16 protein-coding genes are annotated in these 14,220 nt (G+C 74.1%); 11 read left to right on the top strand and 5 right to left on the bottom strand.

Annotated elements, in window-relative coordinates:
• Positions 1-92: 92 nt before the first annotated feature.
• The 4 genes from ACIGG8_RS09605 (at position 93) to ACIGG8_RS09590 (ending at position 5,906) form a co-directional block, all read left to right on the top strand.
• Positions 93-1,589, top strand: coding sequence for an alpha/beta hydrolase (locus tag ACIGG8_RS09605; protein WP_396546709.1), 1,497 nt, complete (start codon positions 93-95; stop codon positions 1,587-1,589).
• A 283-nt stretch (positions 1,590-1,872) separates the two neighbouring features.
• Positions 1,873-4,209: a transglycosylase domain-containing protein gene (locus tag ACIGG8_RS09600; RefSeq protein WP_396546707.1), complete on the top strand. Its 2,337-nt coding sequence runs from the start codon at positions 1,873-1,875 to the stop codon at positions 4,207-4,209.
• A gap of 79 nt (positions 4,210-4,288) precedes the next feature.
• Positions 4,289-4,585 carry a hypothetical protein gene (locus ACIGG8_RS09595; RefSeq protein ID WP_396546705.1) on the top strand — a complete coding sequence of 99 codons (297 nt, stop codon included), beginning with the start codon at positions 4,289-4,291 and terminating at the stop codon, positions 4,583-4,585.
• Between the two features lie 298 nt (positions 4,586-4,883).
• On the top strand, positions 4,884-5,906 hold the full coding sequence (locus ACIGG8_RS09590) for a right-handed parallel beta-helix repeat-containing protein (RefSeq protein ID WP_396546703.1): 1,023 nt from the start codon (positions 4,884-4,886) through the stop codon (positions 5,904-5,906).
• Between the two features lie 64 nt (positions 5,907-5,970).
• Here ACIGG8_RS09590 and ACIGG8_RS09585 read toward each other — a convergent pair whose 3' ends face one another.
• Together ACIGG8_RS09585 and ACIGG8_RS09580 are read right to left on the bottom strand one after the other, a co-directional pair.
• Positions 5,971-6,570 (bottom strand): hypothetical protein, encoded by a 600-nt coding sequence (locus ACIGG8_RS09585; RefSeq protein ID WP_396546701.1) that lies wholly within the window; start codon positions 6,568-6,570, stop codon positions 5,971-5,973.
• A gap of 19 nt (positions 6,571-6,589) precedes the next feature.
• A complete protein-coding gene (locus tag ACIGG8_RS09580; RefSeq protein ID WP_396546700.1) occupies positions 6,590-7,138 on the bottom strand; it encodes an RBBP9/YdeN family alpha/beta hydrolase in 549 nt (182 codons plus the stop codon).
• 255 nt (positions 7,139-7,393) lie between these two features.
• Between ACIGG8_RS09580 and ACIGG8_RS09575 the strand changes: the two genes are divergently transcribed.
• The 3 genes from ACIGG8_RS09575 (at position 7,394) to ACIGG8_RS09565 (ending at position 10,088) form a co-directional block, all read left to right on the top strand.
• Positions 7,394-7,960: a DJ-1/PfpI family protein gene (locus tag ACIGG8_RS09575; protein ID WP_350526351.1), complete on the top strand. Its 567-nt coding sequence runs from the start codon at positions 7,394-7,396 to the stop codon at positions 7,958-7,960.
• A gap of 218 nt (positions 7,961-8,178) precedes the next feature.
• Positions 8,179-9,504 (top strand): serine hydrolase domain-containing protein, encoded by a 1,326-nt coding sequence (locus ACIGG8_RS09570; RefSeq protein ID WP_396546698.1) that lies wholly within the window; start codon positions 8,179-8,181, stop codon positions 9,502-9,504.
• A gap of 56 nt (positions 9,505-9,560) precedes the next feature.
• Positions 9,561-10,088 (top strand): gamma carbonic anhydrase family protein, encoded by a 528-nt coding sequence (locus ACIGG8_RS09565; RefSeq protein WP_396546697.1) that lies wholly within the window; start codon positions 9,561-9,563, stop codon positions 10,086-10,088.
• Here ACIGG8_RS09565 and ACIGG8_RS09560 read toward each other — a convergent pair.
• On the bottom strand, positions 10,085-11,284 hold the full coding sequence (locus tag ACIGG8_RS09560; RefSeq protein WP_396546695.1) for an MFS transporter: 1,200 nt from the start codon (positions 11,282-11,284) through the stop codon (positions 10,085-10,087). The genes ACIGG8_RS09565 and ACIGG8_RS09560 overlap by 4 nt on opposite strands.
• Before the next feature lie 153 nt (positions 11,285-11,437).
• Here ACIGG8_RS09560 and ACIGG8_RS09555 point away from each other — a divergent pair, with 153 nt between their 5' ends.
• The 4 genes from ACIGG8_RS09555 (at position 11,438) to ACIGG8_RS09540 (ending at position 13,531) form a co-directional block, all read left to right on the top strand.
• Positions 11,438-11,677, top strand: a complete 240-nt coding sequence (locus tag ACIGG8_RS09555; RefSeq protein ID WP_396546693.1) for a DUF2277 domain-containing protein — start codon at positions 11,438-11,440, stop codon at positions 11,675-11,677.
• 105 nt (positions 11,678-11,782) lie between these two features.
• Positions 11,783-12,019: a DUF6296 family protein gene (locus tag ACIGG8_RS09550; RefSeq protein ID WP_396546691.1), complete on the top strand. Its 237-nt coding sequence runs from the start codon at positions 11,783-11,785 to the stop codon at positions 12,017-12,019.
• A gap of 193 nt (positions 12,020-12,212) precedes the next feature.
• Positions 12,213-12,515, top strand: coding sequence for a DUF427 domain-containing protein (locus tag ACIGG8_RS09545; RefSeq protein WP_396546690.1), 303 nt, complete (start codon positions 12,213-12,215; stop codon positions 12,513-12,515).
• 29 nt (positions 12,516-12,544) lie between these two features.
• Positions 12,545-13,531, top strand: coding sequence for a hypothetical protein (locus ACIGG8_RS09540; RefSeq protein WP_396546689.1), 987 nt, complete (start codon positions 12,545-12,547; stop codon positions 13,529-13,531).
• Between the two features lie 52 nt (positions 13,532-13,583).
• On the opposite strand, the gene ACIGG8_RS09535 is transcribed toward ACIGG8_RS09540, so the two are convergent.
• Together ACIGG8_RS09535 and ACIGG8_RS09530 are read right to left on the bottom strand one after the other, a co-directional pair.
• A complete protein-coding gene (locus tag ACIGG8_RS09535) occupies positions 13,584-13,922 on the bottom strand; it encodes a hypothetical protein (protein WP_350520332.1) in 339 nt (112 codons plus the stop codon).
• A 106-nt stretch (positions 13,923-14,028) separates the two neighbouring features.
• The gene (locus tag ACIGG8_RS09530; protein ID WP_350520331.1) at positions 14,029-14,193 is read right to left on the bottom strand and encodes a hypothetical protein; all 165 of its coding nucleotides are present in this window, start codon (positions 14,191-14,193) and stop codon (positions 14,029-14,031) included.
• Positions 14,194-14,220: the final 27 nt, after the last annotated feature.

Below are 14,220 nucleotides of genomic sequence, written 5' to 3'. Positions count from 1 at the left end.
CGTCTGCACCCCGCAGTCGGGGGTTTGCCCCACCCCCGACCGGCCCGCTGCCCGGATGGGGCCAAGAACCCTGCCACAGCAGACTCTTGGGCATGCCGAAGAACACGATCACCGTCACCGCCGCCGCGACCGCGGCCGCCGCCCTCGCCGTCACCGCGCTGACCGCCCTGCCCGCCGCCGCCGACGCCGAGCGGTCCGGCGGGGCCCGCCTCACCTGGTCCGCCTGCCAGGGGCAGGTCGACCCGCGCCAGCAGTGCGCCACCGTCACCGTCCCGCTGGACTACCGCGATCCGCACGGCGAGCAGATCACCCTCGCGGTCTCCCGCATCCCCGCCGCCAGGCCGGACCAGCGCCACGGCGTCCTGCTGACCATCCCCGGCGGGCCGGGCGGCTCCGGCCTGAACGTCCCGAGCAACGCCGCCAAGCGCCTGCCGCAGTCCGTCCTGGACCGCTTCGACCTGGTCGGCTTCGACCCGCGCGGCGTGGGCCGCTCCACCCCGGTCAGCTGCGGCCTGGACCGCTCCGACCTGTCGATGGTCAAGCTGCACTCCTGGCCCGCCGCCGACGGCACGATCGACGGGAACGTCGCCTACGCGCGCCGCGTCGCGGAGACCTGCGCCCGCAACGGCGGCCCGGTGCTGCGCAGCATCTCCACGCCGAACGAGGCCCGGGACATCGACGCCATCCGCCGGGCGCTCGGCGAGCGCCGGATCTCCGCCTGGGGCACCTCCTACGGCACCTACGCGGGCGCGGTGTACGCCACGATGTTCCCCCAGCGGACCGACCGGATCGTGCTGGACAGCAACGACGACCCGGACCCGACCCGGGTCGAGCGCGGCTGGCTCGCCGCCTACGGCCAGGGCGTGGAGGACCGCTTCCCGGACTTCGCGGCGTGGGCGGCCTCGCCCGGCAATCCGGACCGGGTCGCGGACACTCCCGAGGAGGTCCGTCCGCTCTTCCTCGACCTCGCCGCCCGTCTGGACCGCACGCCGCTGCCCTGGCCCGGCGCCGACCCGGCGGAGCTGAACGGGAACGTGCTGCGCGAGGCGATGCTGCAGAGCATGTTCGCTGACGCGAAGTTCCCCGACCTCGCCCGGCTGATGCTGGCCGGCCTCGGCCGCCGGCCGCTGCCCGCGCCGGTGACGCCGCCGGAGCAGGCGGTGCAGAACTCGATCGCCGTCGCGGTCGGCACCCTGTGCAACGACGTCGACTGGCCCACCGACCCGGCCGCTTACGCCAAGGACGTCGCCGCGGAGCGTGCCGTCCGTCCCCTCACCGCGGGCATGCCGGTGAACGTGTCGCCCTGCGCCTTCCGCCCGTTCACGCCCGCCGAGCCGGCGGTGAAGGTGACCGACCGGGGCCCGGCGAACGTGCTGCTGACCCAGAACCTGCGCGACGTCGCGACGCCGTACCGGGGTGCGCTCAAGCTGCGTGCCGCGCTGGGGGAGCGGGCCCGGATGGTCACGGTGGACTCGGGCGGTCACGACGTGTACGTGGCCAACGGGAACGCCTGCGGCGACGCGGTGGTGACGGACTACCTGGTGACCGGGCGACGCCCGGCCGAGGACGTCTTCTGCCCGGCGGGCTGAACGGACAGCTGAGCGGGGGGCCGAGCCGAAGCCGAGCGGCCGCCGAGCCGCCGTCAGGAGCCGGCCGGGGACCGGAAAGCTGGGTATTGGCTGGGGAGTTGCCGAACGGACGCTGAACGGCGGTGACGGCACGCAGGGTCAACAGGCCGTGGACGAACGGCCCTTGTCCCTGCGTGCACGTCCGTTCGACCCTCGCGAATGAGTCGAATCTGTCACGATTTTGTGACAATCCTTCGCCTGCACCCCGCCCGCAAGGTGTGTCCACGGCCTTAATGTTCGAACTATGTCACCGAAGAGCCGCCGCCGCATACCCGCCCCGGACCCGGGCGACACCTGGGTGCCGCGCCCGAGGCGCCGTGAGACCCCGCTCGGAATCCTGGGCCACGCGGCCACGTTCCTCGGCGCCAGCGTGCTCGGCGGCGTGCTGCTGGCCGGCCTGATCCTCCCGGCGGCCGGCGCGGTGGGGCTCGGGGCGAAGAACGGCGCCGAGGGCTTCGAGAGCATCCCCGACGACTTCAAGACCCCGCCGCTCACCCAGGCCACCCAGATCTTCGACGCCAACGGCGGGCTGATCGCCAAGGTCTACGAGCGCGACCGCACCGTCCTCACCGCCGACCAGATGTCCCCGCTGATCCGCCAGGCGCAGGTCGACATCGAGGACGCCCGCTTCTACGAGCACGGCGCGGTGGACCTCAAGGGCGTCCTGCGGGCCGTCACCAAGAACGCCGAGAGCGGCGCCACCGTCCAGGGCGCCTCGACCCTGACCCAGCAGTACGTGAAGAACGTCAACGTGGAGAAGGCCGGGGACGATCCGGAGGCGGTGCGCGAGGCGCAGCGCAAGACGCTCGGCCGGAAGATCCAGGAACTCCGGTACGCCATCAAGCTGGAGGAGGACCTGAGCAAGGAACAGATCCTCACCAACTACCTGAACATCACCTTCTACGGCCACCAGGCGTACGGCATCGAGGCCGCCTCGCAGCGCTACTTCAGCAAGGCCGCCAAGGACCTGACCCTCCCCGAGGCGGCGATGCTCGCCGGGCTGGTGCAGAACCCGTCGCAGTACGACCCGAAGCTGCACCCGGTGGCCGCCCAGAAGCGCCGCGACACCGTCCTGGACAAGATGGTGGAGAACAAGCACATCACCGCGGACCAGGCCAGGGAGGCGAAGGCCGCCCCGCTGGGCCTCGACTACAAAGACCCGCAGAACGGTTGCATCACCGCCAAGGCGGGCATGGGCTTCTTCTGCGACTACGTGCGCCACGTGGTCAAGCAGGACCCGGCGTTCGGCAAGAGCGCGGCCGAGCGCAAGACGCTGTGGGACACCGGCGGCCTGAACATCTACACCACGCTGGACCCGGAGAAGCAGGCCGCCGCCCAGAACGCCGTCTCCACCAAGGTGTACGTCACCGACCCGGTCTCGGCCGCGATGACGATGGTCCAGCCCGGCACCGGCAAGATCCTGGCGATGGCGCAGACCCGCCCGTACGGGCTGGCCAAGGAGAAGAACGAGACCGTCGTCAACTACAACGTGGACGCGGCGATGGGCGGGGGCATCGGCTTCCAGCCCGGCTCCAACTTCAAGCCGATCGTGGCCGCCGCGGCCCTGGAGGCCGGCCTGTCGTCGACCCAGCGGTACGACGCGCCGAACCGGATGGACTGGCCGACGATGAAGACCTGCGACGGCACCTGGAAGAACCTCGACAAGGGCAAGAAGACCGGGACGATCCCCAACGAGTCCGAGTCCGAGAAGGGCCCGTACGAGCTGAAGCAGGCCATGGCGCTCTCGGTCAACACCTACTTCGTGCAGATGGAGCAGGAGATCGGCCTCTGCGCGGTCAAGCAGATGGCCAACAAGCTGGGCGTGGCCGGCAAGGCGGACGGCTCGCCGCTGCAGGAGGTGCCCGCGCTCGGCCTCGGCACCCAGGAGGTCAGCCCGCTGACCATGGCCAACGTGTACGCGACCTTCGCCGCCCGGGGCAGCTACTGCGCGCCGATGGCGATCAACCGGATCACCACGGTGGACGGCAAGGAGGTGCCGGTGCCGCAGGCCCAGTGCAGCCAGGCGATGTCCGAGGACACCGCGGACGTGATCAACAGCGTGCTGCTCGGGGTGACCGAGAAGGGCGGCACCGCGCGGGACCTCGGCCTGGACGACGGCCGTCAGATCGCCGGCAAGACCGGCACCACGGACGAGAAGAAGTCGGCCTGGTTCACCGGCTACACGGGCAACCTGGCCGGCTCGGTCTGGCTGGGCAGCCCGGGCACCAAGGTGCCGATGCGCAACATCCGGATCGGCGGCAAGTACCAGGCCGAGGTGTTCGGCGCGACCGGCCCGGGGCCGATCTGGCAGAAGGCGATGAGCGACGCGGTCAGGAACATGCCGGAGAAGGACTTCACCACCGTCTACATCCCGGACCCGCCCAAGCGCGACCCGAACTGCAGCACCCCCAGCGGCTCGCCGGGTTCGGTGACCTGCACCGGCGCCCCCGCCACCGGCGGCTCCGGGAACAACGGCAACAACGGGAACAGCGGCAACAACGGCAACCAGGGCAAGCCGCGCGGCACCGACCAGACCGGCCGCTCCGCGCCGTCCACCCCGGCCGACCCCGAGGACCGGTAGCCGGAGCCCGCCCCCGGCCGGCCCCGCCTGAGTACCCGTACTCATGCGGGGCCGCGCCGCGTCGGCGGACGATGGCGCCATGCCGCACAGCATCCTCGGCGTCCCCGCCGTCCTCTGCCCCGCGATCGGCTACCTGACCGGCTACCTGGTGATCGGCCTCGCCGCCGCGCACGAACTGCGCGCGGGCAGGAGCACAGCCGGCGCCGTGCGGCAGTGGACGGCGGTGGTCTGGACGATGCCGGGCTTCCTGTCCGCGATGACGCTCAACCCGTTCCCGGACGGCACCGCGGCCCGCTTCCTCTCCGCCACCGCCCTCGGCGCGGCCGGCAACGCCGCGCTGCTCGCCCTCATCGCGCACGCCCTCGGGCTGGGGTGACCGGCACCGGTGGCCCCGACGGGCGGGCGTCACCCGGTCGGCACGCCTCCCGATGGAGCCGCGAGATGGCTGCCCCCGCGGCCCCGGCCTAGCGTTGACGGCAGTGTCCGCTTCTCTCGGATTGGGAACGCCCATGCACCCGTCGGCCCGAGCCCGGACGCGATGCGTCCTCGCCTGCCTGTCAGTCCTCGCCGCTCTGGGCCTGGGCCCCGTGACGGGAGCGGAGGGAGCGGAGACGCCCCCTCCGGAAGCCTCGGCCCTGCTGGTTCCCCGTGACTTCCCCACGATCCAGGCAGCCGTGGACGCCGCCGCGTCCGGCGGCACCGTCGTCGTCCAGGGCGGCACCCACACCGAGCAGGTGGTGGTCACCGGCAAGGACCTCCGGCTCGTGGGCGTCGACGGAGCGACGGTCAAGGCGCCGACGACCCTCACCCCCTACGGCACCAACACGAACACGGGCCAGCCGATGAGCGCCGTCGTGCGGATCGCCCACGGCGCACACGTCCGGATGACCGGCTTCACCGTGTCCGGGCCGATCCCGTGCGGGCCGGAGGTCGGGGGCATCACCGTACTGCAGGCCGCCGAGCTCGACCTCACGGACTCCCGGGTCACGGACATGCAGCCCGACCCGTCCTGCCCCGCCGAGCAGGCAGGCGGCAGGGGCGTCGTCTACGGCCTGCCGCCCTTCGTCCGGGTCGACGGCGCCGAGGGCAGCACCGCCTCCGGCCGGGTGGCCCGGGTCCGCATCGCCCGCTACCTGCTCGACGGCATCAACCTGGCCGGCCCGCCCGAGGCCGTCCCGCCCACCCGGGTCACCGTGCTCGACAGCGAGATCACCGGCGGCACGCCGATCCCGGCCGAGCAGTTCGGCATCGCCATCGGACAGGCGGTGGCGACCGTGACGGGCAACACGGTGGCCGACTCCGTCTGCACCGCCCCCGGTTGCGGCCCGGACCCGATCAACGACCTGCAGTCCGGCGGCATCTTCGCCGGCTTCACCCCGGCCGGCACCACCATCACCGGCAACCGGGTCTCCGGCACCGACATCGGCATCTACCAGTACGCCGGGCCGAACTGCTGCCGGATCACCGCGAACGTCCTCAAGGACAACCGGTTCTTCGGCGTCGCCATCCAGGACGGCGACGGCGGGACCGAACAGAACGTCATCACCGGCGGCCGGGTCGGCATCGGCGTCATCGCCGACTCGGCCGACACCACGGCGACCCTGCGCGGCGACGTGATCAGCGGGACGACCGACGCACCCGTCCGCGAACTCCAGTGCTGCGGCTTCACCGCCACCGCCGTCGTCAAGCCGGACTGAGCCCACTCAGGCGCAGGAAGTCGGCCCGGCGACTTCCTGCGTCCGGCCGTTCTTCCGGACGCTCCTACCGGGCCTCGACCGGTTCGCCGCTGTCCTGGTCGAGGTTGAACACCCGCCGGTAGGAGTCGGTCACCACGGTGATCTGCTCCCGCCCGGTCCAACTCGCCTCCACCAGGCGGGCGTCGTCCGGGCTCCCGCCGATGTCGGCCAGCGACCAGCGCCGCGCCCCCCAGCCCTCGCCGGCCTCCAGCAGGATCTGCCAGTGATCGCCGGGCGCCGACCCGGAGGCGTACGAGCGGTGCACCACCACCAGCGACCGTTCCGCCCCCGCCGGTGCGGTCTCCCGGCTGCGGGTCTCGGCCGCCGACACCTTGTGCGCGGCCAGCACGCCGAGCAGGAACACCACCCCGGCGGTCACCGTGACCGTGCGGGTGGCCGTCCGCAGGGCGGCGGCGCGCAGGTCGCCCAGCCAGGCGGCCGCGATCAGCGCCGCCAGCGCCGTACCGAGCAGCAGCTCCGGCCGGTTGAGCAGGTCGGCGACCAGCATCCGGCCGCCCGAGCGGCTCTCCCACTGGCCCTCGGTGTACAGCAGTACGGCGGCCAGCCCGAAGGCCGCCAGCAGCCGGACCAGGACGCGCCTGGTCCGGGACGTCCGCTTGTCCATCGTCCCCCCGTTCACGGTGTCACAGCTCGGCGAGCAGTGTGCGGCCCTCCGGCCAGTCGCCCAGTCCGGAGTCGGAGTTGAGGTGCCCGAACGCGCCCGGCTCGACGTACCGGGCGCCCCAGGCCGCGGCGAAGGCACGGGCCCGGTCGGGGGAGACCCACGGGTCGTCGGTCGAGGAGACCACGACGGTCGGGAACGGGAACGGCGCCAGCGCCACCGGGCGGAAGCCCGTCAGCTCGGACACCTCCGCGGTGTCGACGTCGGCCGGGGCGACCAGCAGCGCGCCGCGGACGGCGGCGGTGCGGTCGGCGCCGGCCGTGGCCACCCAGTGGGCCGCGGTGATGCAGCCCAGGCTGTGGGCGACCAGCACCACCGGGCCCTCGGCGGCGGCCGCCGCCACCGCCGCGTCCACCCGGGCCACCCAGTCCGCCCGCTCCGGGAGCTCCCAGTCCGCCTGCTCGACCCGGCGGAAGGACTCCGGCTCGGCGGCCTCCCAGCGGGTCTGCCAGTGCTCGGGGCCCGAATTCTGGTAGCCGGGCAGGACGAGGTAGGTGGTGCGGTCCGGCATCGGGCTCCTCCGGAGAAGGTCGGTCGTGGGCAGCAGGAGTCTAGGACGCGGTGCGTACGGTGCCGCAGCCGGGCGGCAACCGGCGCGCACTCCTCTCAACCGGCGTGCGCACCTCCGGATGCGCCGTCATGCGCCCGGTGCGCCCTGTTGCCAACGGTGCGACGGGTGCGGCACGTTGGACCGGGCCCGGGGCCGGCGCCACCACCCGCCGCCCGCACGGGACCTGACGTCCGATCACACGGAGGGATGCCGACGATGGCACCGAAGATCCTGCTCGTCACCGGGGACGCCGCCGAATCGCTGGAGGTGTTCTACCCCTACCAGCGGCTGCGCGAGGAGGGCTACCAGGTCGACATCGCGGCACCGACCAAGAAGCGCCTGCAGTTCGTGGTGCACGACTTCGTCGAGGGCTACGACACCTACACCGAGAAGCCCGGCTACAGCTGGCCCGCCGACATCGCGCTCGCCGACGTCGACCCGGCCGACTACGCGGCCCTGGTCATCCCCGGCGGCCGCGCCCCCGAGTACCTGCGCAACAACCCCGACGTGCAGCGGATCGCGCAGCACTTCTTCACCGGCGACAAGCCGGTCGCACAGATCTGCCACGGCCCGCTGATCACCGCCGCCGCCGGGGTCCTGGACGGCCGCCGCACCTCCGCCTACCCGGCGCTGGCCCCGGACATCAAGGCCGCGGGCGCCGAGTTCGTCGAGAGCGAGGCCGTGGTGGACGGCGTGGTCGTCTCCGCGCGCGCCTGGCCCGACCACCCGGCGTGGCTGCGGGCGTTCATCGAGGTCCTGCGCAAGCACGCCCCGGTGGCCTGACGCCCCGGCCCGACGCCCCGGCCCGCCACCGTCGTCGAACCCGCGGCCGGACCCGGAGCCGTCACCCCGAGACGTCTCGGGGTGACGGCTCCGGGTCCGTTCCGGGTCGCCCTCCGCCCCGTGGCGCGGGGGCGGCCGGCCCGAACTCTGGCATGGTGTCAGGAACCCGGGCCCACAACCCGGTCGACCCTCCCGTGACCCAGACCAGGGAGACCGGCATGACCGCCGCCCCGACAGCCGTCAGGACCGCTCCGACGACCGGGCGCCACCGCCCGGCCCTGCGCACCGCCGTCGTCGCCGCCGTCGGCGCGGGCCTGCTCGCCGCACTCGCCCCGGCAGCCGTCGCCCGGCCCCTCGGCCTCCCGGCCGCCGCCGGCTGCGGCGACGCCCACGGCCGGATCGCCGTCCGCCCCTCGACCGCCGACACCCCGGAACGCCGTACCGGCTGGCAGGCCGCCGACGCGGCCCTCGCCGGGATGACCGACCCCGGCTACGCCACCTCGGCCCTCGCCGCCGTGCGCCAGGACGGCCGGCTGGTCTGGCGCAACGCCACCGGCGTCGCCGACCTCACCACCGGCGAACCCGCCGACCCCCGCGGGGCCTTCCGGATCGGCAGCGCCACCAAGACCTTCGTCGCCACCACGCTGCTCCAGCTCGTCGGCGAGCACCGCCTGGACCTCGACGACCGGCTGGAGTGCCTGCTGCCCGGCATCGTCCCGAACAGCACGGAGATCACCGTCCGGCAGCTGCTCGACCACACCAGCGGCGTCGCCGACTACACCCAGGACCCGGCCTTCGACCACCAGCGGCCGGAGTGGCTCGACGGCGGCCGCTTCACGCACTACACCCTCCGGGACCTGGTCGACGTCTCCCGCCGTTACCCGCCCGCCTTCCCGCCCGGAGCGGACTGGCAGTACTCCAACACCAACTACGTCCTGATCGGCATGATCGTCGAGAAGCTCACCGGCCGCCCCTGGACCGAGGAGGTGACCCGCAGGATCATCCGCCCGCTCGGCCTCAGGGACACCTGGATGCCCGGCGGCTCGCCCGTCATCCCCGGCCCCCACGCCGACGGCTACGACAGGACGGACACCGGACCGGTCGACGTCACCCTGCTCGACCCCACGATGGCGGGCTCCGCCGGCGCCGGCATCTCCACCACCGCCGACCTGACCGCCTTCCTCGGGGCCCTGCTCGGCGGCCGCCTGCTGCGCCCGACCGAACTCGCCGCCATGCAGCAGACCACCGCCCACGGCGGGGGCCGGTCCTACGGTCTCGGCCTGCAGCGGGTGGACACCCCCTGCGGCACCTTCTGGGGCCACGTCGGAGGTGTCCCCGGCTACGTCACGATGATGCTGGGTTCGGCGGACGGCAGGCGCCAGTTCGCCGGGAACACCACCGTCTACGACATCCGGGACCAGGACGCCGCCAACGCGGCCTGGCAGAAGGTGGTCACGACCGCGCTGTGCGGCCCGCCGACCGGAACGGCCGCACCCGCACCCGCACCCGATCCCGCTCCCGACCTCGCCCTCCCGGCACCGTGACCGACCCCCTACGCTGACGGCGACACCACGGCCGACCGTCACCAGGAGGACGAGACATGGCAGAGCCGCTGATCGCCGCAGTCGGGGGCAGGGAGCCCGCCGTCGACCCGGGCGCCTTCGTCGCGCCGAACGCCGTCGTGGTCGGGGACGTGACCGTCGCCCCGGGCGCGAGCATCTGGTACGGCGCGGTGCTGCGCGGCGACGCCGAGTCCGTCAGCGTCGGCGCGGGCAGCAACATCCAGGACAACTGCACCCTGCACGCCGACCCCGGCTTCCCGCTGGTGGTCGGCGAGCGGATCTCGGTCGGCCACAACGCGGTGCTGCACGGCTGCACCGTCGAGGACGACGTCCTGGTGGGCATGAACGCCACCGTGCTGAACGGCGCCCGGATCGGCACCGGTTCGCTGGTCGCGGCCGGCGCGGTGGTGCCGCAGGGCATGGTCGTCCCGCCCGGCTCGCTGGTCGCGGGCGTCCCGGCGAAGGTCCGCCGGGAGCTGAGCGAGGAGGAGCGGACGGGCATCAAGGCCAACGGCGAGGGCTACCGACTGCTCGCCGACGCCCACCGGGAGATCGAGATCCGCTAGCCCGTCACCACCGCGGCAGGGGCGGCGGCCGGTTCCGCGACGGCGGGGGCGGGCCGCTGCCGGTCGGCCGCCCAGGCCAGCACCGCGACCAGCGCGCCCGAGGCGGCGAGGCCAGCGCCCACCAGCGTCGGCGCGGTCCAGCCGAGCCCGGCGTCCAGGGCCAGCCCGCCGAAGTAGGCGCCCTGGGCGTTGGCCAGGTTGAAGGCGCCCTGGACGGTCGCCGAGGCCAGCGTCGGCGCGCTGCGCGCCTTCTGCAGCACCAGGGTCTGCACCGCCGGCACGATCGCGAAGCCGAACAGTCCGATCAGCACCACGGTCACGGCCGCCGACCACCGGGCGTGCGCGGTCACCGCGAACAGCGCCAGGGTGGCGGAGAGCAGCACGAACGCCGCGCAGACCGTCGGCCGCAGCGCCCGGTCCGCGGCGAACCCGCCGAGCACGTTGCCGATCGTCATCCCGACCCCGAACAGCGCCAGCACCAGGGTCACGGACCCGGTGGCGTAGCCGGAGACCTCGGTGAGCAGCGGCGCGATGTAGCTGTAGCAGGCGAAGAAGCCGCCGCAGCCGAACACCACGGTGGCCAGCGCCAGCCACAGCTGCCCGCTGCGGAAGGCCCGCAGCTCGTGCCGGAGCCCGGACTGGCCGGGGGAGGGCAGCGCGGGCACCAGCCGGGCGATGGCGAGCGTCCCGGCGGCGGCGATCAGCACGACCACCAGCATGGTCGCCCGCCAGCCCAGGTGCTGCCCGAGCAGGGTCGCGGCCGGGACGCCGACGATGTTGGCCACGGTCAGTCCCGAGAACATCACCGCCACCGCGCGGGCCCGCCGGTCGGGTGCCACCAGCTCGGCCGCGGCCACCGCGCCGGCGCCGAAGAACGCCCCGTGCGGCAGCCCGGTGACCAGCCGTGCGGCGGCCAGGGTCCAGAAGTCGGGCGCGAGCGCGCACAGCAGGTTGCCGGTGGCGAACAGCCCGGCCAGCGCCACCAGCACCGCCTTGCGCGGCCGGCCGGCCGCCAGCGCGGTGAGCAGCGGCGCGCCGACCACCACCCCGAGCGCGTACGCCGAGATCAGCCAGCCCGCCTGCGGGATCGAGACGTGGAGGCTGTCGGCGACCTGGGGGAGCAGGCCCATGGCGGCGAATTCGGTGGTGCCGATGGCGAACGCGGTGACGGCCAGCGCGAGCAGCGCGAGAGGCAAGGGGGTGACTCCGGGGTGAAGCCGACGACCTGGGGAGCGCGCGGCGGACGAATTCGTTCGTCCGGCATCCTAATCCGGTCGGATGACGCCCCCGTGAGGTGCGTGTGACGCGAGGAAGTCGCCGGTGGGGCCCGCGCGCGCGAGACTGGGTGCATGTGCCGCAACATCAAGACGCTGCGACCGCCCGTGACCCCCGACGCCGGCGAGGACGACTTCCGCGCCGCCGCCCTGCAGTACGTCCGGAAGGTCTCCGGCTTCCGCGCCCCGGCCGCGCACAACCGGGAGGCCTTCGACCGGGCCGTGGACGCGGTCGCGGAGGCCACCGCCCGGCTGCTCGCCGAGCTGGAGGTCCGCGGCTCGCACGCCCGGGCCGCCGAGGTCGCCGCCGGGTGACCGGGCCGGAGCGGCCGGAGCGGACCGCGCCGTGGATCGCAACCGGCGTCCGTGGATCGGAGCGTGCGTTCGCGGACGCACGCCGACAGGGAGCAGGATCCGGTGATGAACCCCGCCATGCGTTACGCCCTCACCTTCCCCGGCACCCCGGGCACCCAGGCCCCGCAGGACGTCGTGGTGGTCAGCCGGACCAGCGCGACGGGCCCGGGCGGGCATCCGGTGTACGAGGACGAGAGCGGCATCGTCCGGGCCGAGATCAGCGACACCGGCGAGGTCCGGATGCTCGCCAGCGGCGGCCACCAGAGCCCGCACCTGCCCGTCCACGCCCACCCGCTCCCCTGACCGGCCGACCCCTGACCGGCCGACCTCGGATCGTTCGGTCCCGGATCGCCCGGTCCAGGATCGTTCGGTCCCGGGCCGTTCGGTCCCGGGCCGTTCGGTCCCGGGCCGTTCGTCTCCGGGCCGTTCGTCTCCGGGCCGATCGGGCTGCCCTGAACGGCGCCCGCGGTGATCGCCCGTCGGGCACAATGACCTCATGACCACAGCGAGTTGGCAGGGCATCGTCATCGCCGAGAGCGAGGACACCGTCGTCGTCGAGGGAAACCACTACTTCCCGGCCGAGTCGGTCCGCACGGAGTACCTGCGGCCCTCCGGGACGACCACGGTCTGCGGCTGGAAGGGCACCGCCGGCTACTACACCCTCGACGTGGACGGGCGGACCAACCCCGATGCCGCGTGGTTCTACGCCGACCCGGAGCCCGCGGCCGAGCACGTGCGCGGCCGGGTCGCGTTCTGGCGCGGGGTCGAGGTCACCGACTCGCCGGCGAGCGCCGACTAGCGTCCTCGCCCCGCGGGTACCTGATTCCCATGGCAGTCTTCCGCAGGCCGGGCCGTTCCCGGCCGACCCCCGAGCCGGACCTGGGCGAACAGCTCGCCGAACTGGTCGAGGAGGCCGAGCGGCCCGTCGGCGAGCAGCCGGCCGCCGCGTACGAGGCGCGACAGCGCGGCCGGGGCCGGGCCGTCGTGGCGCACACCGCCCGGCTGCTCGGCACCGGCGGGCGGGCCGCCCGGGGAGCGGCCCGGAGGGCGGCGTACGGCAGCAGGGCCCTCACCGAGCAGCTGCTGCAGGCCGCCCCGCGGATCCCGGTGCGCGACCTCGCCACCCTGCGGGCGCAGCACCCCGGCGCGGCCTTCCCCGAGGAGCTGGCCGACCGCCTGGTCGCCGGAGCCGTCCGGGCCTCCGGCGCGCTCGGGGCGGGCGTCGGCGCGGCCGCGATGATGCCGGTTCCGCCCGCGATGCCGGTGGAGATCGCGGCCGAGACGATCGCGGTGGCGGCCGTGGAGATCAAACTGATCGCCGAACTGCACGAGGTCTACGGCGTCCCGGCGCAGGGCACCGTCTCCCAGCGGGCCGGAGCGTACGTCGGGGCCTGGGCCAACCGCCGCGGGATCGACGCGAACCTGCTGGTCCGGCCGGCCGGCTTCGCCGCGCTGGCGATCGGCGCGGAGGTCCGCAAGCAGCTGGGCCGTCGGCTCACCCGCAGTTCCCTGCGCCACCTGCCCGCGATGACCCCGCTGCTGGTCGGGGCTGGCATCGGCGCCACCATGAACCGGCGCGAGACCCGTCGGCTGGCCGGCGAGGTCCGGGTGGACCTGCGCGCCCGCCGGCCGGCCGACCGCGCCTACTGGACCGCGGCCGCGCCGACGCCGAAGGGCGCGACGGTGAAGGGCGCGACGGTGAAGGGCGGGAGGGTGAAGGGGACGACGGCCGGGGGCAGCACGCCGACGGGCACGCCGGCGGAGGGCGCCGCGACGGAGGGCATCACGCCGCCGGAGGGCGAGGAGGCGCCGTAGGGTTCCGGAACCCCCGGCGCCTCCGCCCCCGTGGTCGGGACGTCCGACGCGGTCAGGACGCCGGCGGTGGTGGGGCCCCCGCGCCCCGGCCCGTCTTGACGCCGTTCACCATCGCCTGGTGTATTGCCCGGGCGGTGGTCTCGTCGGCGGCCGGCACCGGGCTGCCGGACACCGTGTACCAGTCCAGCGCACCGGTGTACTGGACGGTCAGCCGCGCCTCGCCGTCCACCCAGGTGGTGTGCACGGTGAGGTCGCCGGAGATCGGGCCGACCTCGGAGGTGGTGACCCCTCCGGGGCCGCTGATGATCGACTGGGTGGTCCAGGTCGCCCACGACGCGCGCGGGTCCGCGGGCGGCCGGGCCTGCCGATTGCCTTGGTCGTGTTCGGTCATGCGCCTATCCTCCCCCGCCGGTGAGTCGCCACCCGGGCAGCGACACCTGCGGTCGCGGCGACCGCCCGGTCCCACCGGGCGGTCGAGTCGGTACGGCGGCGGACGGTCAGTCGAGCCGGCCGGGTTCGTCCAGCATGGCGTCGCCTTCCGCCTGCGAGGTGTCCTGCGCGTGCAGGTTCTGCATCGAGGTGACGCCCTCCTCGGGGTCCGCAGCGCGGACGTCCTCGTCGCGGTCGGTGCTCACCTCGGACCGGTCGCTCATGTCGGTCATCGTGGGCTCCGTTTCCTCGGCCGGTCC

Source organism: Kitasatospora sp. NPDC085464 (assembly GCF_044541955.1).
Classification (GTDB): domain Bacteria; phylum Actinomycetota; class Actinomycetes; order Streptomycetales; family Streptomycetaceae; genus Kitasatospora.
The sequence above is the reverse complement of the archived record's forward strand: the minus strand, read 5'-3'. Positions and strand labels throughout refer to the sequence as shown.

Coding starts and splice junctions, on each gene's coding strand:
- ACIGG8_RS09535 (WP_350520332.1), bottom strand. CDS start 13,922: ATGACCGAACACGACCAAGGCAATCGGCAGGCCCGGCCGCCCGCGGAC.
- ACIGG8_RS09530 (WP_350520331.1), bottom strand. CDS start 14,193: ATGACCGACATGAGCGACCGGTCCGAGGTGAGCACCGACCGCGACGAG.
- ACIGG8_RS09555 (WP_396546693.1), top strand. CDS start 11,438: ATGTGCCGCAACATCAAGACGCTGCGACCGCCCGTGACCCCCGACGCC.
- ACIGG8_RS09570 (WP_396546698.1), top strand. CDS start 8,179: ATGACCGCCGCCCCGACAGCCGTCAGGACCGCTCCGACGACCGGGCGC.
- ACIGG8_RS09585 (WP_396546701.1), bottom strand. CDS start 6,570: ATGGACAAGCGGACGTCCCGGACCAGGCGCGTCCTGGTCCGGCTGCTG.
- ACIGG8_RS09580 (WP_396546700.1), bottom strand. CDS start 7,138: ATGCCGGACCGCACCACCTACCTCGTCCTGCCCGGCTACCAGAATTCG.
- ACIGG8_RS09605 (WP_396546709.1), top strand. CDS start 93: ATGCCGAAGAACACGATCACCGTCACCGCCGCCGCGACCGCGGCCGCC.
- ACIGG8_RS09550 (WP_396546691.1), top strand. CDS start 11,783: ATGAACCCCGCCATGCGTTACGCCCTCACCTTCCCCGGCACCCCGGGC.
- ACIGG8_RS09545 (WP_396546690.1), top strand. CDS start 12,213: ATGACCACAGCGAGTTGGCAGGGCATCGTCATCGCCGAGAGCGAGGAC.
- ACIGG8_RS09600 (WP_396546707.1), top strand. CDS start 1,873: ATGTCACCGAAGAGCCGCCGCCGCATACCCGCCCCGGACCCGGGCGAC.
- ACIGG8_RS09575 (WP_350526351.1), top strand. CDS start 7,394: ATGGCACCGAAGATCCTGCTCGTCACCGGGGACGCCGCCGAATCGCTG.
- ACIGG8_RS09565 (WP_396546697.1), top strand. CDS start 9,561: ATGGCAGAGCCGCTGATCGCCGCAGTCGGGGGCAGGGAGCCCGCCGTC.
- ACIGG8_RS09540 (WP_396546689.1), top strand. CDS start 12,545: ATGGCAGTCTTCCGCAGGCCGGGCCGTTCCCGGCCGACCCCCGAGCCG.
- ACIGG8_RS09595 (WP_396546705.1), top strand. CDS start 4,289: ATGCCGCACAGCATCCTCGGCGTCCCCGCCGTCCTCTGCCCCGCGATC.